Raw genomic sequence first — 16447 nt, 5'->3', positions numbered from 1 at the left:
GCGTCATGCCGCGCCCACGTGTGTACGACCCGGACACCGTGCTGGACGCCGTCGAGACCCTGGCCGTCGAGCACGGCCCGGCCGCGGTCACCGTGCGCGCGGTGGCCACCGCCGCCGGCATCTCCAACGGGGCGCTGTACCACAGCTTTTCGTCCCGCTCGGAGTTGCTGGGCCGGGCCTGGCTGCGCGCCGGTGAGCGGTTCCTGCAGGTCCAGGACGCCCTGATCGAGGCGGCCGCCGACCCCACGGAGGCCGTCATCGCGGCCGCCGGCGCCCCCGGCGTGCTGTCCGACCACTACCCGGCGTCCTGCCGGCTGGTGCTCGCCGTGCGGCGGCAGGACATCCTGGACGCCGAGATGCCCGACGAGCTGGCCCGCCGGCTGCACGACCTGCAGAACCGCCTGGTCGCGACCATGGTGCGGCTGGCCGACGGGCTGTGGCAACGCCGCGACCGCGCCGCCGCGGACACCATCACCGAATGCGTCGTCGACCTGCCGACCGCGATCCTGCTGACCCGAGACCGGTTGGCCAGCCCCACCGCCCGCCGGCACCTGAGTGCGGCCGTGCGCGCCGTGCTCGACATCGGACCCCCACCCAACACAGGAAAAGGACGTCAGCCATGACCACTCTCGAGTACGTCGACAACATCGCGGTGCTCAACCTCGGCGACGGCGAAAACCGGTTCAGCCCAGAGTTTCTCGACACCGTCAACGCGCACCTGGACACCGTGCTGGCCGACGGTGCCGCCGGCCTGGTCACCACGGCGGCCGGCAAGTTCTACACCAACGGGCTGGACCTGGACTGGTTGACGGCCAACGGGGATCGCACCCAGTGGTATGTCGGGCAGGTGCAGGACCTGCTGGCCCGGGTACTCACGCTGCCCATCCCGACCGCGGCCGCCATCGTCGGGCACGCCTTCGGCGCCGGCGCGATGCTGGCCATGGCACACGACTTCCGGGTGATGCGCGCCGACCGCGGCTTCTTCTGCTTCCCCGAGGCCGATATCCGCATCCCGTTCACCGACGGCATGGCGGCGCTGATCCAGGCCAAGCTCACCCCGCAGGCCGCCGTCGCGTCGATGACCACCGGGCGCCGGTTCGGCGGCGCCGACGCCCAGGGCTACGCGATCGTCGACGCCACCGCGGGCGAAGGCGCGGTGGACGGCGCCGCGCTGGACATCCTGCGGCCGCTGGCCGGCAAGGACCCGGGCACCCTGGGGGCGATCAAGCAGACGATGTTCGGCGCCGCCGCGCTCACCCTGCGGGCCGCGGCCGCCAGCTGAGTCGCACCCGGTGCCGGGTTCGGCATCACAGCCCTGCTAAGGATTGATCATGGGAGAGAATCAGCGCGCCAAGATCGTGATGGCCGACGACGAGATCGCCGAATTCATCCAGCGCAGCCGCACCGCCACCATGGCCACCGTGCTGCCCAACGGCCGGCCGCACCTGGTGGCCATGTGGTACGCCGTCCTCGACGGCGAGATCTGGTTCGAGACCAAGGCCAAGTCGCAGAAGGCGGTGAACCTGCGCCGCGATCCGACCATCACCGTGATGATCGAGGACGGCCTGACCTACAACACCTTGCGCGGGGTGTCCATCGACGGCACCGCCGAGATCATCGACGACCCGGAGACCAACCTTCGCGTCGGCATCAGCGTGTGGGAGCGCTACACCGGCCCGTACACCGACGAGATGAAACCGTTTGTGGATCAGATGATGAACAACCGCATCTGCGTCCGGGTGCGCGAGTCGCGGCGGCGCAGTTGGGATCACCGCAAGCTGGGCATGCCCGACATGCCGGTCAGCGGCAGCACCGCGCAGTACCTGACTTAGCGCTCAGGGGTTCTTCGCCAGGTAATGGGTGACCATCGAGCAATACGACTCGATCTTCAGGCCTGCGGCGCGGGTGGCCGCCACCGTCTCGGCGACCAACTGGGTGCCCAGCCCCCGACCGCCGTAGGCGGGATCGATCTCGGTGTGGGTGAACACCCGTACCCCGTCGCGGTCGTGGAAGTCGATGAGCCCGACCTGCCGGCCGTCCAGCGCGATGGTGAACCGGTTGTCGCCGGGCGTCACTTGTGCTTCAGCGCTCACGAGGTTTGAGCCTAACCCCGGGGAGTACGGGCGCGGGCAGCCGACCGACCGCACCGCGGTAACCCTGGACCGCGCCGAAGCGGTCGTCACCGGCTTGCCAGGCCTCCCGGTAGGCCACGATGTCCTCGTGGCTGCGGCCGACGAAGTTCCACCACATCACCAGCCGTTCCGGAAACGGGGGACCGCCGAGCAGGATGAGTCGCGCGGGCACATCACCGCGGTTGACGATCTCCAGCCGGTCACAGCCCGGCGATTGGTAGCACAGGTCGGCAACGGCCAGCGGGGTGCCGGCCACCTCGACGTCGCCCCGGTCGAGCAGGGCGCCGTGTTCGAAGGTGGGGTCGATGTCCAGCACGACGCTCGCCCCCGGCGCCACGTCGAGCTGGGCGCCGAGCAGCGGAGTGAAGGTGTGCACGGGCGAACGCTGCCCCCCGAGAGCACCGAGGAACACCCGCACCGTGGCCCCGCCGAGCGCCACCGCCGGGGGTGCGTAGTGTGCGAAATCGCGGTGCCCGTCGCGCGCGGACTCCGGCAGCGCCACCCAGAGCTGCACGCCGTGCAGCATGGTGGTGGCCGGGGTCGACACCTCCGAATGACAGATACCCGCACCGGCCGTCATCAGATTGAGTTCGCCGGGCCGCACCATGGCGTGCACCCCGGCGCTGTCGCGATGCTCGATCTCACCACTGAAAAGCCAACTGACGGTTTGTAATCCGGTGTGCGGGTGCGGTGGGACGTCCATGCCCGGACCGCCGTGCACATCCTGGGGCCCGTAATGGTCGGCGAAACACCAGGCACCCACCATGGAGCGTTCCTTGGCGGGCAGGGTCCGGCGCACCAGCATGGCCCGCGGACCGCCCAGCGGGACCTCGCGAGCGTGCAGCACCCCGGTGAAACGCGATGGGCCGCAGTCCAGTTCACGCGGGGCGGCGTCGGTGTTGCTCACGGCTCAACAGTAGCCCCGGCGTGCGCCGGGACTGAGAAGTTTGGGGACGGCACCGGCATGTCGCCTCTCGGCAAGTGGTCGCTCGAAGCGACAGTTCTGATGTGGTACCCGGGGCATGACCGGCACCGTCGGATTGTTCAACGGCATCGCCTCGCCGACTATTCCGGGTGCGTCCCGGTGAGCAGCATCACCGGGACGGGACCTCCCTTTGGCGGTGACGGGGCCGTTAAAATTACCGCCAAGTAACCAACGAGGGTCAGGGCATATGGGTCGATCGATGATCGCGGCTGCGGCCGGCGTGGGCGCCGCACTGACCATGCTGACCGCCGGCGTTGCCGCAGCCGACGCCACCGTCATGCCGTTCACCAGCACGGTGCGCGCCTGCGACTACACGCCGGCCGAACGAACCTGGGCCACCGGTTACGCCCGGCCGCTGGCGCACCTGCGCACCGAGGGCAACACCCTGGCCGTCGACGTCGAACTGCTGACCGCCCGTCCCGACACCCAGTACTTCGTCCGGGTGTTCCAGATGCCGCGGGCCTCCAACGACTGCGCCGTCGCGCCGGTGCCGCTGCAGACCGACGGCGCCGGCGATGCCCACGCGACCATCCGTTCGGCGATCAACCCGGGCGCCACCGGCGTCTGGGTCTCCATCGAACGGCCCAGCGACCGTTCGCAGCAGCCGGCCGAGGCGTACACCTCGGATTTCATCGCCAAGCTCTGACACCGAGATCTGAGGCCGAGAAGGCCGCTCCCGCTACCGGCCCCTCGAATACGGCAGCGGGAGCGACCGGTCTCAGGCCGACTCGAGATACAGCCGGCGGGCGCGAACGGGATAGCCGTTGCGTTCGGCGAGCGAGCGCAGCTGCCGCAGGGCGAAGGTGCGGCCCCGTCCGCTCTCCGGGATGACGATGCCGGCCCACAGCCCTTCGGCGCGCGGCAGTTCGCAGGCCTCGCGGGCGCAGGCCCAGCGCCGGGGGCACATGCGGCAGATCGTCTTGGCATCTTCGTCGGCCGCCGAGGTCCAGCGTTCGGGGTCCCGGGTGCAGTCGCCGACGGGCAGCCCGTCCGCTCCGATTGCGTTCATGGTGTCTCCTCTGTCGGCGGCGTGTCTGCCGCAATGCAGATGAATGTAGAGCACTAACCGTAGCGTTGCAACAGTTTGATGGAAGCCGGATCAGCACGAAGGAAGCGGCCGCCACGCGTTACCTCGCGATTCCCGGGTCGAACAGCGCGAATCTCCGTTGAAAACGCTGCAACGCTACGGTTTGAGTCGTCGCGCTGGGTAGAGATTCGTAGCGGTCAGACATAGCGATGCCGTGGTTTCGCTACTATTGCGGCACCGATGCGGCACCGAATCAGGGTCCAGGGAGGTCTTACGCGTGGTCGAGCCCGGCCCTGGCGATGACCCCGGTATGGTGCGCGCCGGCTCCGCCGCGGCCGCGCGCCGGCGCGAACTCAACGTCAGCCAGCGCAGTCTGGCGGCCGAGGGCATCATCAACGCCGGCGCCCTGATCGCGTTCGAGAAGGGTCGTAGCTGGCCGCGCGAATCGACCAGGGCGAAGCTGGAGGCGGTGCTCAAATGGCCGCCGGGAACCATCGAGCGATTGCGCCGCGGCGAATCCGCCGACTCCGTCCCCGAGCGCCGCGCCGGTGCCGACGAGGTCCCGCTGATCGCGCAGGCCGTCGTCGCGGCGGCCAACACCTTCGGCTCCACCATCGAGACGCTGCCGGCCACCGACCATCCGGACTTCGTCGCGCGGGCCACCGCGGTACTGGCGGATCTGCGTCAGCTCGAGGCGGTCGCTGCCCGCGCCGCCCGCATCCAGGTCACGCCGCCGCTCATCCGGGCGCTGGGCACGGTGCGCAGCCTGATGGACGATCTCACGCTGCGGGCGGCGTCCGCGCCCGATGCCACCCTGGGACAGCGGCTCTACGCCACCCGTCGCCGGGCGAACCTCACCATCGCCGAGACCGCTCAAGCCGCCGGCGTGCCCGAGGACGTCGTCACCCGGATCGAGGCCGAGCAGCCGGTGCCAGGCGATGCTGCCGCAGCGGTGGAACAGCTTGTCGCGGCGATCGATTGGGACTGACCGTCGGTCAGAAGCGCTCGCGGTTGCGGTCGTCGGTGCGCGGGAAGTGCGCGGCCAGCGCGGCGGCGATCTCGACGAACTTGCGCCGGGTCTGCGGTGCCATTTCCCTGGTGCCGGAGATCACGCCTCCCGGCCGGATCCCGCCGTCGAACGGCACCTCCACCACCGCCTGCCCCTGCCCGGCGAACTGTTGGGCAAGAATCGTGCGGGTGCGTTTGTCCGAGTGCCCGTCGGAGTCGTTGAGCACCACCACGGTGCGTTGCAGCAAGCCGGTCAGCCCGCGGCTGGCCAGCCAGTCCATGGTCTGCCCGGCGGCCGCGGCGCCGTCGACCCACGGGGAGGACACCACGATCAGGGCGTCCAGATCCCGCAGCACCTCCTGGGTCACCGGGGAATCCATGGTGGAACTGCAGTCCACGATCGAGATGGAGAAATACCGGTCCAGCCGTGAGGTGGCCTCCCGGTAGATAGCCGGGTCCAGGATGCGCCGCCGGGCCGGGCTGGACTCGCCTGCCAGCACGAACAACCCGGCCGCGTTGTTGCCCACCCGGTTGCGGATGTCGGCGAAGGTGTCGAGGTGTTGGTCGGCGGCCAGTTCCCAGTAGGAGCCGACCGCGCGCGGGTCCACCCGGGCGCCCAGCTTGCCGAACGCGGTGTCCGCGTCGATGGCCACCACCCGGTCATCGGGCCGCAGTTCGGCGAAAACCGAACCGACACTTGCCGATACGGTCGTCTTGCCGACCCCGCCCTTACCCATCACGCCGATCTTGTAGTGCCCGCGCAGTACCCCGCGGATACCGGCTTCGAGCTCGGCCGCCCGGATCTCGTCGGGGGAGGGCCCCGGATTCAGCAGTCCGAAGGTCAGCCGGTACACCATGCGGCGCCAGCCACTCGTCGGTGGTGCCGGTCGATTCGGGACCAGTTCCCGGACCGGGATGCGATCGGCATAGGACTGCGGGCCCGGCGGTAGCTGGCCGGGCGGCGGCCAGGGTGGGCCGGGGTGGGGGTGGCCCTGGTTGGCGTGCGGGCCGGGAGGGTGTGCGGCCGGTCGCGGCGGTGGAGCCGGTTGCGGCGGCCAGACATGGCGGACCGCGGCGATCGGGCCGGTGTCGCCGAGCTCATCGGTGCGGTGGTGCTGGACCGGTGGGTGCAACGAGGCCGCCGGCCGGGGCGGCTCGGACGGGTCCCGCTGGGGTGGCACGAAATCGACCGGCGGGCGTGCCGGAACGGGGGCGGGCGGCGCCGGCTGCTGGGCCGCTTTGGCGGGCGGCTCGTAATCGGCTTCCTCCGGCCCGGTCCAACCGAGCTCCTGACGCAGGGCGTCGTCGCGGTCGCTCACCGCGGTCCTCCTCCTGAGCAGTCTTGAGCACCAGTATCAACCACGGGCCCCGGCGGACCGGGTGTGCGTAACCGGCCAGCAAACTGTCTGCGGGCGACCGGCAGTGCATTGCATGGTGCCCGCGGCGTGGCCGTGGCGATCGGCAAGCCCGCGACGGACCGACCGCCACGGCGCGCTGTACTGGAGAAATACGGTGAGTTCCGTCGAGAAATTGGTGCGCTCGAGGGTGCGACGGCGCTGTTAGGGTCGATTTCGGTGGCAGGGTCAGCCGCCGACTCGGGGTGGACCGGAATGGGGTTGGCAAAGTGAGATTCGGGCGTGCCGGATGGCCGGGGGGTGCACGGTGAGCAAGCGACCCGCACCACCCGGCCCTCCGCCGACGGACCGGTCGCGGGCCGGGGACATCGGCGAGTTCGTGCTCGATGCGGTCGGCTCGGCCATCCTCGTCGCCGGCCAACGGTTACTCACCCGGATGCGCCAGACCTTGGGCGAGGGAACCCCGGACGACGGGGAGGCGTTCGGGATGGCCGGCAAGCAGTTCCGTGCCGTCGACACCGTTCTGGGCCCGGCGATGCCGGCGGGGGACTGGACCGGGACGGGTTCGGACGCCTACGCGCGGCAGAACCTCGACCAGCGCGGGCGAGCGGGATCCATCGCCGAAGCCGATCACGAGGTGCACCGGGTGCTGGCCGGTGAGGCGTATCAGGTGACGTATCACCGCGAGAAGATCCGCGAGCTCTACAACTGGCTGGGTGAGCTGTCGCAGTACACCCAATGGATGGAATTGGTGCCGCGGTACGGGGAGGCGGCCAAGGTGGTGGTCGAGGCCGCGGCGGTGCAGACGGCCCTGGAATCGGCCGAGTGCGAGCTGAAGAACATGCGTGCGGAGGCCGCCGAGAACGCGATGAGGCTGCGTGACCTGGTCGGCCGGTACCAGGCCATCGCCGCTACGGCGGTGCTGCCCGACCGCGAATTCGGGGGTCCCGCCGCACCGGGCGGACCCGGCGCGGGCGGCCCGGTGCATGGGGAGGCGAGCTTCGACGGTATGGGCGGCAAGCTCGGTGCGCCGGCACCGGCGCGACCGGCCGGTGGGATCGCCGCCGACGGCACCGAAGGCCCGCTCGCTCCCGGAGGCCCGGAAGCGTTCGAAGACGCCCGGGCCGCGGGATCGGCCGAGGGAGTCCGCGATCAGCCGAACCCGGCGGCCGGACTGGCGGGTCTGGTCGGTGTCGCCGGGGTGGTGCCCGCGATGGCAGCCGCCTTGACCACGCCGCTTGCTGCCCTGGCGGCACCCGCCGGCGGAGCGGTGGCGGCCGTCGTCCAAGCCGCCGTGCAGGGCGCCGCCGCGCGCCAGGACCCCGACGCTGCCGGCGACGACGGGGACGAGCCGACCGAACCGGTGGGCCCCGGTGCCGCGGTGCCGGAGCAGTTGATGCACCCGGCTGTGGAAGACGGTGGTACCGGTGGCTCCGGCACGGCTACGGTGAACGCGGGCGATACGCGCGTACCGGACGCTGCCGCGCGACCATCTGCCACGGGGAGGTAAGGGAACGTGTCCGACGATCTGCACGTCGTGAGCGCGCGGCTGCACGCGCTGGCCGATGCCCAGCGGCTGGCCGCTCACCGGCTCACCACGGCCACCGCGACACCCGAGTCGACACCGCCGGCGGTGGCCGCCACCCACGGCCCTGCCGCGTCGGTGACCGCGGGCGTACTGGCCGACCTGCACGCCGTCCGCACCGAAGCCGGTCTGCGAATGGCGACGGTCTCGCACGGCATGAGTGAACGGCTCAGGTATTCCGCTGCCCAGTACGACCACGTCGACCGCACCTCGGCCGACTTCCTGGAGCAACAGCTGCCGGGGGTGCGGTGATGACCGGTTCGTACCCACTGCACGGTGAACCCACCCATTACGACGATGTCGTCGCCGTCGAGGTCACCATCGACGGCATGCTGGTGATCGCCGACCGGCTCAATCTGGTGGACTTCCCCATCTCGCTCGGGATCCGGCCCAACATTCCGCAGCCGGAGCTGCGCGACATCGTCTGGGAGCAGGTCGCCCGGGATCTCACCGCGCAGGGCATCCTCGACGTGTTCGGCGCGCCGCACCCGGAGGTGGCGGCGATGACCGACACCCTGGCTCGTCCCGATCGCACCTTGGAGGGCCGGTGGTGGCGACGCGACGTCGGTGAGAAGATGGTGCGATTCGTGGTGTGTCGCAAGCTCTTCCATTCCGCCGGCCCAGCCGACGGTGAGGCCAGCAGCGAAACCGAGGGCGCGGCTCCCGCTGCCACACCGCCGATGCCGATTCACGCGTCCGCGCCCAGGGCGACTGAGGTCACCCCGCCCTCGATGCCGATCGCACCCACGCAGACCCAGACGTCCGGTGTGCCGGCACCACGCGAGGCGGAGATCACCCAGCAGATGCGGCCGGCGCAGCACTCCGGCCCGCAGCGGGCCCAGAACGGCATGCTGCGCACCCCGCCACCCGCCCAGCCCGCCGGCGCCCGGCACGAGCAGCAGCGGCCCGCGCCGGCGCCGCAGCCGCGTGCCGCCGCGCCCGCGCCCAGCCAGCATTTCGCCGAGGCGCCCGAATCGGTGTGGTCGCAGAGCCAACCGATCCCGGCCCAGCCGGCGCCGACCTCGGCCGCCACCATGGGCAACCACCGAGCCATCGACGCCCTGTCACACGTCGGGGTGCGCACCGCGGTCAAGATGCCGTCCCAGCGCGGCTGGCGGCATTGGCTGTACCTGTGCACCCGGATCAACCTCGGGCTGTCGCCCGACGAGGTCTACGAGATGGACCTGCACGCGCGGATCCGCCGCAACGCCAGGGACTCCTACCAGATCGGCGTCTTCGGGCTCAAGGGCGGCGTCGGCAAGACCGCCGTCACGGTGGCGCTCGGTTCGTCGCTCAGCCGGGTGCGCGGCGACCGTATCCTCGCGATCGACGCGGACCCCGACGGCGGTAACCTTGCCGACCGGGCCGGCCGGCAGTCGGCGGCCACGATCTCGGATCTGTTGTCCGACAAGGAATTGTCGCGCTACAACGACATCCGCGCGTACACCAGCATGAACGGTGCCAACCTCGAGGTGCTGTCCTCGGAGGAATACAGCGCGGCCCGGCGTGAATTCAACGACGAGGACTGGAAGGGCGCCGTCGGCATCGTCTCGCGCTACTACAACCTGGTGCTGGCCGACTGCGGCGCCGGTCTGTTCCAGCCGGCCTCGCGGGCCGTGCTGTCCACCGTCTCGGGTCTGGTGATCGTCGCGAGCGCCTCCATCGACGGTGCCCGCCAGGCCGCCGTCACCATGGACTGGCTGAGGCAGAACGGCTACCAGGATCTGCTCGGCCGGTCCTGCGTCGTCATCAACCACGTCACGCCGGGCAAGACCAACATCGACGTCGAAGACCTCGTCCAGCAGTTCGAACGGCACGTCGCGCCGGGCCGGGTGGTGGTCCTGCCCTGGGACAAGCACATCGCCGCCGGCACCGAGATCCAGCTGGAGCTGCTCGGCAAGGACTTCCAGCGCCGGGTCCTTGAGTTGGCCGCCGCGCTGTCCGACGACTTCGACCGCCTCGAACGTCGTTGACCGCCACGTCAGCCGGCCCCGCCGCGCCCGCGTCCTCGAGCGTGACGCCGGGTCGCCCGTCGACCACGCGCGTCACCATCCTGACCGGCCGGCGGATGACCGACCTGGTGCTGCCGGCCGCCGCCCCGATCGAGACGTACATCGACGAGACCGTGGCGGTGCTCGCCGACCTGCTCGACGACACCCCGGCGGAGGTGCTGGCCGGATTCGACTTCAAGGCGCAGGGCGAGTGGGCGTTCGCACGCCCGGGCGCCCCGCCGCTGAAGGGCACCGAATCACTCGATGACGCCGGCGTGGTGGACGGATCGCTGCTGACGCTGGTATCGGTCAGCCGGACCGAACGCTACCGGCCGCTGGTCGAGGACGTCATCGACGCCATCGCGGTGCTCGACGAGTCCCCCGTGTTCGATCGCACCGCCCTCAATCGCTTTGTCGGCCTTGCGCTTCCGGTCGTATCGACCGTCGTCGTCATCACCGCCCTGGTGGCGTGGACGCAATCCGGACACGGTTGGTGGTGGTCGGTGGCGTTGGGCGTGCTCGGTTTGGGCCTGCTCGGCGGCAGCCTGTTGTCGAAGAACCGCTTCGGCAACATCGACACGGCCGAAAGCCTGCTGGTGGCCGCGCTGCCGGCGCTGGCCGGCGCGGTCGCGCTGGCGGTGCCGCTGCCCAGGGACGCCGACGGCCTCGGGGCGCCGCAGCTCGCCGGCGCCGCCGGCGTCGTCCTGCTGTACGCGTTGGCCACCCGGGGCGGTCCGCGCCGGCGTGCCGAACTGGCCTCCTTCCTCGCGGTGGGTTCGACGGCGCTCACCGCGGCGGCCGTCGCCTACGGGTACGGCGCGCAGGAATGGGTTCCCGCCGGCGCCATCGCCTTTGGGCTCATCGTGGTCACCAACGCGGCCAAGATGACCGTCGCCGTGGCCCGGATCGCGCTGCCGCCCATCCCGGCGCCGGGCGAGACGGTGGCCAATGACGAATTGCTGGACCCGGTGTCCAGCCCGGACGCCGCCGATGAGGAAAGCCCGACCTGGCAGGCGATCATCGCGTCGGTCCCCGAATCGGCCGCGCGGCTCAGTGAGCGCAGCCACCTGTCCAAGCAACTGCTCAACGGCTTCCTGACCGCCGGTGCCGTCGTGCTGGCGGCCGGCGCCATCGCGGTGGTGGAGCAGGGCCACTTCTTCATCCACAGCCTGATCGTGGCCGGCCTGGTGGCCGCGGTGAGCGGGTTCCGGTCCCGGCTGTACGCCGAACGCTGGTGTGCCTGGGCGTTGTTGGCCGTCGCGGTGGTGGTCCCGACGGGTGTGATGATCCGGCTGTGCCTGTGGGACCCGCATTCGGCGTGGCTGGTGCTCGCCATCTACGCGGCGGTCGCCGGGGTCGCCCTGATCATCATCGGCGCCACCGACAATGTGCACCGCGTCTCGCCGGTCACCAAACGCATCCTGGAACTGCTCGACGGGGCCGCGATCGCCGCGGTGATCCCGCTGTTGCTGTGGATCGCCGGCGTGTACGACCTGCTGCGCAATCTGCGCTTCTAGACCGCCTGCACCGGGTCGATGCCCAGATCCTTATAGGTGACCAGCGCGACGAACGGCACCCCGAGGCCGCCGAACAGCTCGGCCGCCACGTCACCGCGGTCCACCATCGGGATCACCCCGGTCACCGTGACACCGGACTCGAGGACGCGGTCGTAGGCCTTCTTGGTGGAACCGCCGGTGCTGATCACGTCGTCGACCAGCAGCACCCGGTCACCCGGTGAAAGTCGGGTGCCCTCGATCCACTGCTCGCGGCCGCGCTGCTTCTGTTCCTTGCGCACCGAGAACCAGGCCTTGCCCGTCACCATGGCGATACCGTGCGCCAGCGGATCGGCGCCCATGGTCAGACCGCCGACGGCGTCGAAGTCGATCCCGTTGAGGGCGGCCAGGTCGGCCACCGCGCGGCTGACGGTGGTGAGCCGCTCACCGTTGTCGATGGCGTACTTGCCGTCGATGTAGTCGTGGCTCAGCTGCCCGCTCACCAGCCGGAACGGCTCTTCGCGGCGCTCGTGGGCGCGGGTGCGAATGAGGTCGAAGGCTGCCTGCCAGGTGTCCGGTCGCTGCATACCCGAATCGTATTGCACCCTGGTCAGGCCGATCAGCCCTGGCGTGCCCTGCGGGTGAGTTCCACTGCTGCCGCGCGCAGTTCGCCGATCGCGTTGATCGGCTCGGGGTAACCGGCCCGGGTGTAGGCCATCCCGCGCGGGGTGAGCACCCTCAGGTCGAGGCCGTAACGGTCGGCGCCGGTGCAGGTGGCGGCGGTGGCGTCGGGGTAGCCGCCGAGGGTCTGGGCGATGGCCGTCAGCGCGTCGGCGTGGTCGGCGTTGAGGTGCGCGACGGCGCCGGCCGCGTGCGGCGACACCGGATCGGGTTCGGCCGCGGCGTAGTCCGCTGCGCTGGCGGAATCCATCCGGCCGTAACCGCCGACCCAGCGCACCCGTTGCACCTGCAGCACCCACAGCGTGAAGTCGCTGTAGTCGATGTAGTACTTCGCCGCCGGTACGGCGTCCAGGTGCGCCTGGCGAGCGGCCGCCAGTTCGTCACCGGCGGGCCGGGTGACCACCCCGGCCAGGGTGATCCGGCCCGACGCCAGTGGATCCTCCGGCTGATCGGGTGCCACGATGGCGATGCTGGCACGCTGATCGCCTGCCAGGTTGCGGCCGTGCTCGGCGAGGTTCGATACGCACAGCACCGGCGCTCCGCCGACCAGCCCGTAGGTGACGAACGACGCCCACGGGTCGCCCTCGGCGGTCAGGGTGGCCAGCGTGCCCGCGTTGGTGGATGCGGCGATGGTGCGGGCCTCCTCGGCCGCCGACGGCCGTCTGGCGTTGACGACGGGCGTCAGCGCCGGCGGGATCGTCGGAGCATCGCCGGGGTCACCGTGGTCACGCAACTTGTCAGCCACGTCGGCACCATACCCAGAACCCGCCGGGGTGTACGAACAACGGCGGTCGGGTACGAACGAGGAGTGAACCTTCCGTTCGACACCTGGCTGCCGCAGCAGCGCTGGTATTCGGGCCGCGGCCGGCAACTGAGCGCGGTGAAGGCCGAGCATGTCGTGACCCTGGCGCCGGACCTCGATCTGGCGCTGCTCGACGCCCACTACACCGACGGGCCGGCCGAGCAGTACCAGGTCCTGGTGCGGTGGGGCTCCGGTGACGCCACGGCCCGGATCGGCTCCGACGGCGACCGCGACGGCTACGACGGGATGGCCGACCCGGCCGCGGCCGGTGTCCTGCTGGACCTGATCGCGTCTTCGGCCTCGACCGGTCCGGTCACCTTCGTGCGTGAACCCGGCGCCGAACTGCCGGCCGACCGGGTGGGTCGCCGGCTGGGCGCCGAACAATCCAACACCAGCGTGGTCTTCGGAAATCAGGCCATTCTCAAGGTGTTCCGCCGGGTCATCCCCGGCATCAACCCCGATATCGAACTGACCCGCGCGCTGACCGGTAACCCCCATGTGACGCCGCTGCTGGGCAGCTACCAGCTGGCCGCAGGCGCCGAGCCGTACGCGCTCGGCATGCTGACCACCTTCGCCGCCGGTTCGACCGACGGCTGGGACCTGGCGCTGGCGGCGGCCCGCGACGGGGCGGACTTCACGGCCGAGTCGGGACGTCTCGGTGAGGCGGTCGGCACGGTGCACGCCGCGCTGGCGGCCACGCTCGGCACCGAGACCGCGCCGTTCCCCGTCGACACCTGGATCCGGAGGCTGCACGCCACGGCCGGCGCGGTGCCGCAATTGCGCGAGTTCGTCCCGCGCATCGAGCAGCGTTACCGCGCCCTCGCCGATACGCCGGCGACCGTGCAGCGCATCCACGGCGACCTGCACCTGGGCCAGGTGCTGCGTACCCCGACCACCTGGCTGATCATCGATTTCGAAGGCGAGCCCGGGCAGCCGCTGGCCGAACGCCGCCGCCCGGACGCCGCCCTGCGCGATATCGCGGGAATGCTGCGGTCCTACGACTACGCCGCCCGGGGCGCACGGCACTGGGTGGACGCCCAGTGCGGCGCCTTCTGTGCGGGCTACGCCGCCGTCACCGGCGCCGACCCGCGCCAGCAGGCCGCGGTGCTGGCGGCGTACGAGCTCGACAAGGCCGTCTACGAGGTCGGGTACGAAGCCCGCTACCGCCCGGACTGGTTGCCGATCCCGCTGGGTGCCGTCACCAGGCTCGCGGCCGGGTAGCCGCGCACAGCTGGTTCACGACGGGCCCACAGGTCCGCTCACGGTCGGGATGGCTGACTGTTCGGTGTGACCAACCTGAGGGACCGCGCCGTCCTCGCCGCGCTGCTGATCGGGACGGCGGTGTTCTACCTGTGGCATATCACGGTCAACGGGATGGGCAATCAGTTCTATGCGGCGGCGGCTCAGGCCGGGTCGCAGGACTGGGAGGCGCTGCTGTTCGGGTCGCTGGATGCGCGCAATTTCATCACGGTGGACAAGCCGCCGGTGTCGCAGTGGGTGATGGGCCTGTCGGGTCAGCTGTTCGGGTTCAGCAGCGCCAGCATGCTGGTGCCCGAGGCGTTGATGGCCGTCGGCTCGGTGGCACTGCTGTACGGGGCGGTGCGCCGGATCGGTGGGCCGTGGGCGGGCCTGTTGGCCGGTGCCGGGTTGGCGTTGACGCCGGTGGCGGTGTTGATGTTCCGGTTCAACAACCCGGATGCGGCGATGGTGTTGTTGATGACGGCCGCGGCGTATTGCGCGGTGCGGGCACTGGACCGAAACGGGGCCCGCTGGATGGTGTTGGCCGGGGTGGCGTTGGGGTTCGCCTTTCTGGCCAAGATGCTCGAAGGGTTGATGGTGGTGCCGGCGATCGGGCTGGTGTATCTGGTTGCGGCGCCGGTGGTGCTGGGGCGGCGGTTGTTGCACCTGTTGGCGGCGTTGGTGGCGTTTGTGGTCTCGGCCGGCTGGTATGTGGTGCTGACCTTGGTCTGGCCGGCGTCGTCGCGGCCGTATCTGGCCGGGTCCACCGACAACAACTTCATGAACCTGGTCCTGGGCTACAACGGCATTGCCCGAATCCTGGGCCGGCACAACACCACAATGTTCGGCTCGATGAGCAGTCAAGGCGGTGACCTCGGCGGCTGGGGCGGGCAATCGCAGGGCCTGACCCGATTGTTCAACGGCGAGTTCGGTTTCGAGATCGGCTGGCTGCTGCCCGGAGCGCTGCTGGCCACCGCGCTGGTCCTGGTGGAACGCGGGCGGGCACCACGCACCGACCGGATCCGCGCGGGCGCCATGCTGTTCGGCGGCTGGATGGTGGTCGACGGGGTGGTGCTCAGCCTGATGCACGGCACCGTGCACGCCTACTACTGCCTGTCCCTGGCACCGGCCGTCGCCGCCATGTACGCGATCGGTGTACGGCGGATGTGGGTGTGCCGGGACGGCTGGTTCGGCCGATCGGGATTGACGGTGCTGCTCGCCGGCACCGCGGCCTGGGGATGGTGGCTGTTACACCGGAACCCGCACTGGCAGCCCTGGATTCGCGTGGCGATCCTGGTCTTGGCGGCGGCGGTCCTGGCGCTCTGGATCGGGCGCCCCGCCGCCGTGCGGGTGGCGCTGATGCTGGGTGTCTGCGCGGCCCTGCTCGGTCCGGCGGCCTACGCGGTGGCCACCGCCGCCAGCGCACATCAAGGTGGTGGGCCGACCGTCGGCCCACACCGATCGGCGAAGGACACCGGTGGGTGGGGCCGCGACGCGGACACCCCGGCACTCGATGCGCTGTTGTCGGCCAGCCACACCCGGTGGTCGGCGGCCGTCGAACGCTCCAACACCGCTGCGGGTTTGGAGCTGTCCACCCACACCGCGGTGATGGCGATCGGAGGGTTCTCCGGCACCGATCCCGCGCCGACGCTGGGTCAGTTCCAGCAGGACGTGGCCCGCCATCAGATCGGCTACTACCTGGTGGAGAAGGCTTCGGGGCATGGGCCGTCCCTGAACACCCGCGCCCACGGCGATATCACGCAGTGGGTGGCCGCCCACTTCCCGGCCGCGGTGCTCGGCTCGACGACGGTGTACGACCTGGCCGCGCCGTCACGCTGACAGCGGCAGCGGCACCGATCCGAATCGTGTTGCCGCCCTGTCGAGTACGCAGCGCCACTGCTCGGCGTCGGTGGTGTCGGCCGCCAGCAGCAACAGCCGGTCGGCGTCGCGGTCCTGCAGCAGCGGTACCAGCGCGGCCGCGTGCCGGTCGGTGGCCACCACGCGGTGCCCGGCGGCCAGCAGTGCGCGCACGGCACGGTGCCCCTCGACCGTCCCGGCGTTCGGCACGATGACCACGGATCCGGTGCTGCGACTGTCGGTTTCCATGCCCCAAGTCAACGCCGGCAAGCTGGGTGCCCGATATGCCGCC

At 70.7% G+C, this 16447-nt stretch carries 18 protein-coding genes; 11 read left to right on the top strand and 7 right to left on the bottom strand.

Features of this window, described 5'->3' with window-relative positions:
* Positions 1–5 precede the first annotated feature (5 nt).
* From BN977_RS13540 to BN977_RS13530, 3 genes are read left to right on the top strand one after another with little or no spacing between them, the layout of a single operon-like run.
* Positions 6–623 (top strand): TetR/AcrR family transcriptional regulator, encoded by a 618-nt coding sequence (locus tag BN977_RS13540; RefSeq protein WP_036397896.1) that lies wholly within the window; start codon positions 6–8, stop codon positions 621–623.
* Complete coding sequence (locus BN977_RS13535; protein WP_036397895.1) at positions 620–1282, top strand: enoyl-CoA hydratase-related protein; 663 nt, start codon at positions 620–622, stop codon at positions 1280–1282. Before BN977_RS13540 ends, BN977_RS13535 begins: the two co-directional genes overlap by 4 nt.
* Positions 1283–1331: 49 nt before the next feature.
* A complete protein-coding gene (locus tag BN977_RS13530; protein WP_024455452.1) occupies positions 1332–1832 on the top strand; it encodes a pyridoxamine 5'-phosphate oxidase family protein in 501 nt (166 codons plus the stop codon).
* A 3-nt stretch (positions 1833–1835) separates the two neighbouring features.
* On the opposite strand, the gene BN977_RS13525 is transcribed toward BN977_RS13530, so the two are convergent.
* Positions 1836–2093, bottom strand: coding sequence for a GNAT family N-acetyltransferase (locus tag BN977_RS13525; protein WP_036397894.1), 258 nt, complete (start codon positions 2091–2093; stop codon positions 1836–1838).
* Positions 2083–3039: a pirin family protein gene (locus tag BN977_RS13520; protein ID WP_036397893.1), complete on the bottom strand. Its 957-nt coding sequence runs from the start codon at positions 3037–3039 to the stop codon at positions 2083–2085. The genes BN977_RS13525 and BN977_RS13520 overlap by 11 nt, the downstream gene beginning before the upstream one ends.
* A 277-nt stretch (positions 3040–3316) precedes the next feature.
* Between BN977_RS13520 and BN977_RS13515 the strand changes: the two genes are divergently transcribed.
* A complete protein-coding gene (locus tag BN977_RS13515; RefSeq protein ID WP_051561338.1) occupies positions 3317–3763 on the top strand; it encodes a hypothetical protein in 447 nt (148 codons plus the stop codon).
* Positions 3764–3835: 72 nt separating this feature from the next.
* Here BN977_RS13515 and BN977_RS13510 read toward each other — a convergent pair whose 3' ends face one another.
* Complete coding sequence (locus BN977_RS13510) at positions 3836–4126, bottom strand: WhiB family transcriptional regulator (RefSeq protein WP_024455448.1); 291 nt, start codon at positions 4124–4126, stop codon at positions 3836–3838.
* Between the two features lie 328 nt (positions 4127–4454).
* Here BN977_RS13510 and BN977_RS13505 point away from each other — a divergent pair, with 328 nt between their 5' ends.
* Positions 4455–5132, top strand: a complete 678-nt coding sequence (locus BN977_RS13505; RefSeq protein WP_051561540.1) for a helix-turn-helix domain-containing protein — start codon at positions 4455–4457, stop codon at positions 5130–5132.
* A 7-nt stretch (positions 5133–5139) separates the two neighbouring features.
* Here the strand turns inward: BN977_RS13505 and BN977_RS13500 are convergent, their stop codons facing one another.
* Entirely contained in the window at positions 5140–6471 is a 1332-nt protein-coding gene (locus tag BN977_RS13500; protein ID WP_036397890.1) for a MinD/ParA family ATP-binding protein, read from the bottom strand.
* Between the two features lie 343 nt (positions 6472–6814).
* On the opposite strand from BN977_RS13500, the gene BN977_RS32385 reads away from it, so the two are divergent.
* From BN977_RS32385 to eccD, 4 genes are read left to right on the top strand one after another with little or no spacing between them, the layout of a single operon-like run.
* Positions 6815–8017, top strand: coding sequence for an EspA/EspE family type VII secretion system effector (locus tag BN977_RS32385; RefSeq protein ID WP_131590101.1), 1203 nt, complete (start codon positions 6815–6817; stop codon positions 8015–8017).
* A 6-nt stretch (positions 8018–8023) separates the two neighbouring features.
* Positions 8024–8344 carry a type VII secretion target gene (locus tag BN977_RS13490; RefSeq protein ID WP_024455444.1) on the top strand — a complete coding sequence of 107 codons (321 nt, stop codon included), beginning with the start codon at positions 8024–8026 and terminating at the stop codon, positions 8342–8344.
* On the top strand, positions 8344–10065 hold the full coding sequence (locus BN977_RS13485) for an ESX secretion-associated protein EspG (protein ID WP_109790115.1): 1722 nt from the start codon (positions 8344–8346) through the stop codon (positions 10063–10065). Before BN977_RS13490 ends, BN977_RS13485 begins: the two co-directional genes overlap by 1 nt.
* Entirely contained in the window at positions 10062–11600 is a 1539-nt protein-coding gene (gene eccD, locus BN977_RS13480) for a type VII secretion integral membrane protein EccD (RefSeq protein WP_036397888.1), read from the top strand. Before BN977_RS13485 ends, eccD begins: the two co-directional genes overlap by 4 nt.
* On the opposite strand, the gene BN977_RS13475 is transcribed toward eccD, so the two are convergent.
* Together BN977_RS13475 and BN977_RS13470 are read right to left on the bottom strand one after the other, a co-directional pair.
* On the bottom strand, positions 11597–12163 hold the full coding sequence (locus BN977_RS13475; protein WP_036397887.1) for an orotate phosphoribosyltransferase: 567 nt from the start codon (positions 12161–12163) through the stop codon (positions 11597–11599). The genes eccD and BN977_RS13475 overlap by 4 nt on opposite strands.
* A 32-nt stretch (positions 12164–12195) precedes the next feature.
* On the bottom strand, positions 12196–13002 hold the full coding sequence (locus BN977_RS13470) for a HugZ family pyridoxamine 5'-phosphate oxidase (RefSeq protein WP_036397886.1): 807 nt from the start codon (positions 13000–13002) through the stop codon (positions 12196–12198).
* A gap of 63 nt (positions 13003–13065) precedes the next feature.
* Between BN977_RS13470 and BN977_RS13465 the strand changes: the two genes are divergently transcribed.
* Both BN977_RS13465 and BN977_RS13460 read left to right on the top strand, forming a co-directional pair.
* Complete coding sequence (locus tag BN977_RS13465) at positions 13066–14280, top strand: maltokinase N-terminal cap-like domain-containing protein (protein ID WP_036397885.1); 1215 nt, start codon at positions 13066–13068, stop codon at positions 14278–14280.
* 66 nt (positions 14281–14346) lie between these two features.
* Positions 14347–16137, top strand: coding sequence for an ArnT family glycosyltransferase (locus tag BN977_RS13460; protein WP_051561336.1), 1791 nt, complete (start codon positions 14347–14349; stop codon positions 16135–16137).
* On the opposite strand, the gene BN977_RS13455 is transcribed toward BN977_RS13460, so the two are convergent.
* Positions 16129–16404 (bottom strand): SDR family oxidoreductase, encoded by a 276-nt coding sequence (locus BN977_RS13455; protein WP_051561334.1) that lies wholly within the window; start codon positions 16402–16404, stop codon positions 16129–16131. The genes BN977_RS13460 and BN977_RS13455 overlap by 9 nt on opposite strands.
* Positions 16405–16447: the final 43 nt, after the last annotated feature.

It is taken from the genome of Mycolicibacterium cosmeticum (assembly GCF_000613185.1).
In the GTDB taxonomy this organism is placed as follows: domain Bacteria; phylum Actinomycetota; class Actinomycetes; order Mycobacteriales; family Mycobacteriaceae; genus Mycobacterium; species Mycobacterium cosmeticum.
The sequence above is the reverse complement of the archived record's forward strand: the minus strand, read 5'-3'. Positions and strand labels throughout refer to the sequence as shown.

Coding starts and splice junctions, on each gene's coding strand:
- BN977_RS13540 (WP_036397896.1), top strand. CDS start 6: ATGCCGCGCCCACGTGTGTACGACCCGGACACCGTGCTGGACGCCGTC.
- BN977_RS13535 (WP_036397895.1), top strand. CDS start 620: ATGACCACTCTCGAGTACGTCGACAACATCGCGGTGCTCAACCTCGGC.
- BN977_RS13530 (WP_024455452.1), top strand. CDS start 1,332: ATGGGAGAGAATCAGCGCGCCAAGATCGTGATGGCCGACGACGAGATC.
- BN977_RS13515 (WP_051561338.1), top strand. CDS start 3,317: ATGATCGCGGCTGCGGCCGGCGTGGGCGCCGCACTGACCATGCTGACC.
- BN977_RS13510 (WP_024455448.1), bottom strand. CDS start 4,126: ATGAACGCAATCGGAGCGGACGGGCTGCCCGTCGGCGACTGCACCCGG.
- BN977_RS13505 (WP_051561540.1), top strand. CDS start 4,455: ATGGTGCGCGCCGGCTCCGCCGCGGCCGCGCGCCGGCGCGAACTCAAC.
- BN977_RS13485 (WP_109790115.1), top strand. CDS start 8,344: ATGACCGGTTCGTACCCACTGCACGGTGAACCCACCCATTACGACGAT.
- BN977_RS13475 (WP_036397887.1), bottom strand. CDS start 12,163: ATGCAGCGACCGGACACCTGGCAGGCAGCCTTCGACCTCATTCGCACC.
- BN977_RS13455 (WP_051561334.1), bottom strand. CDS start 16,404: ATGGAAACCGACAGTCGCAGCACCGGATCCGTGGTCATCGTGCCGAAC.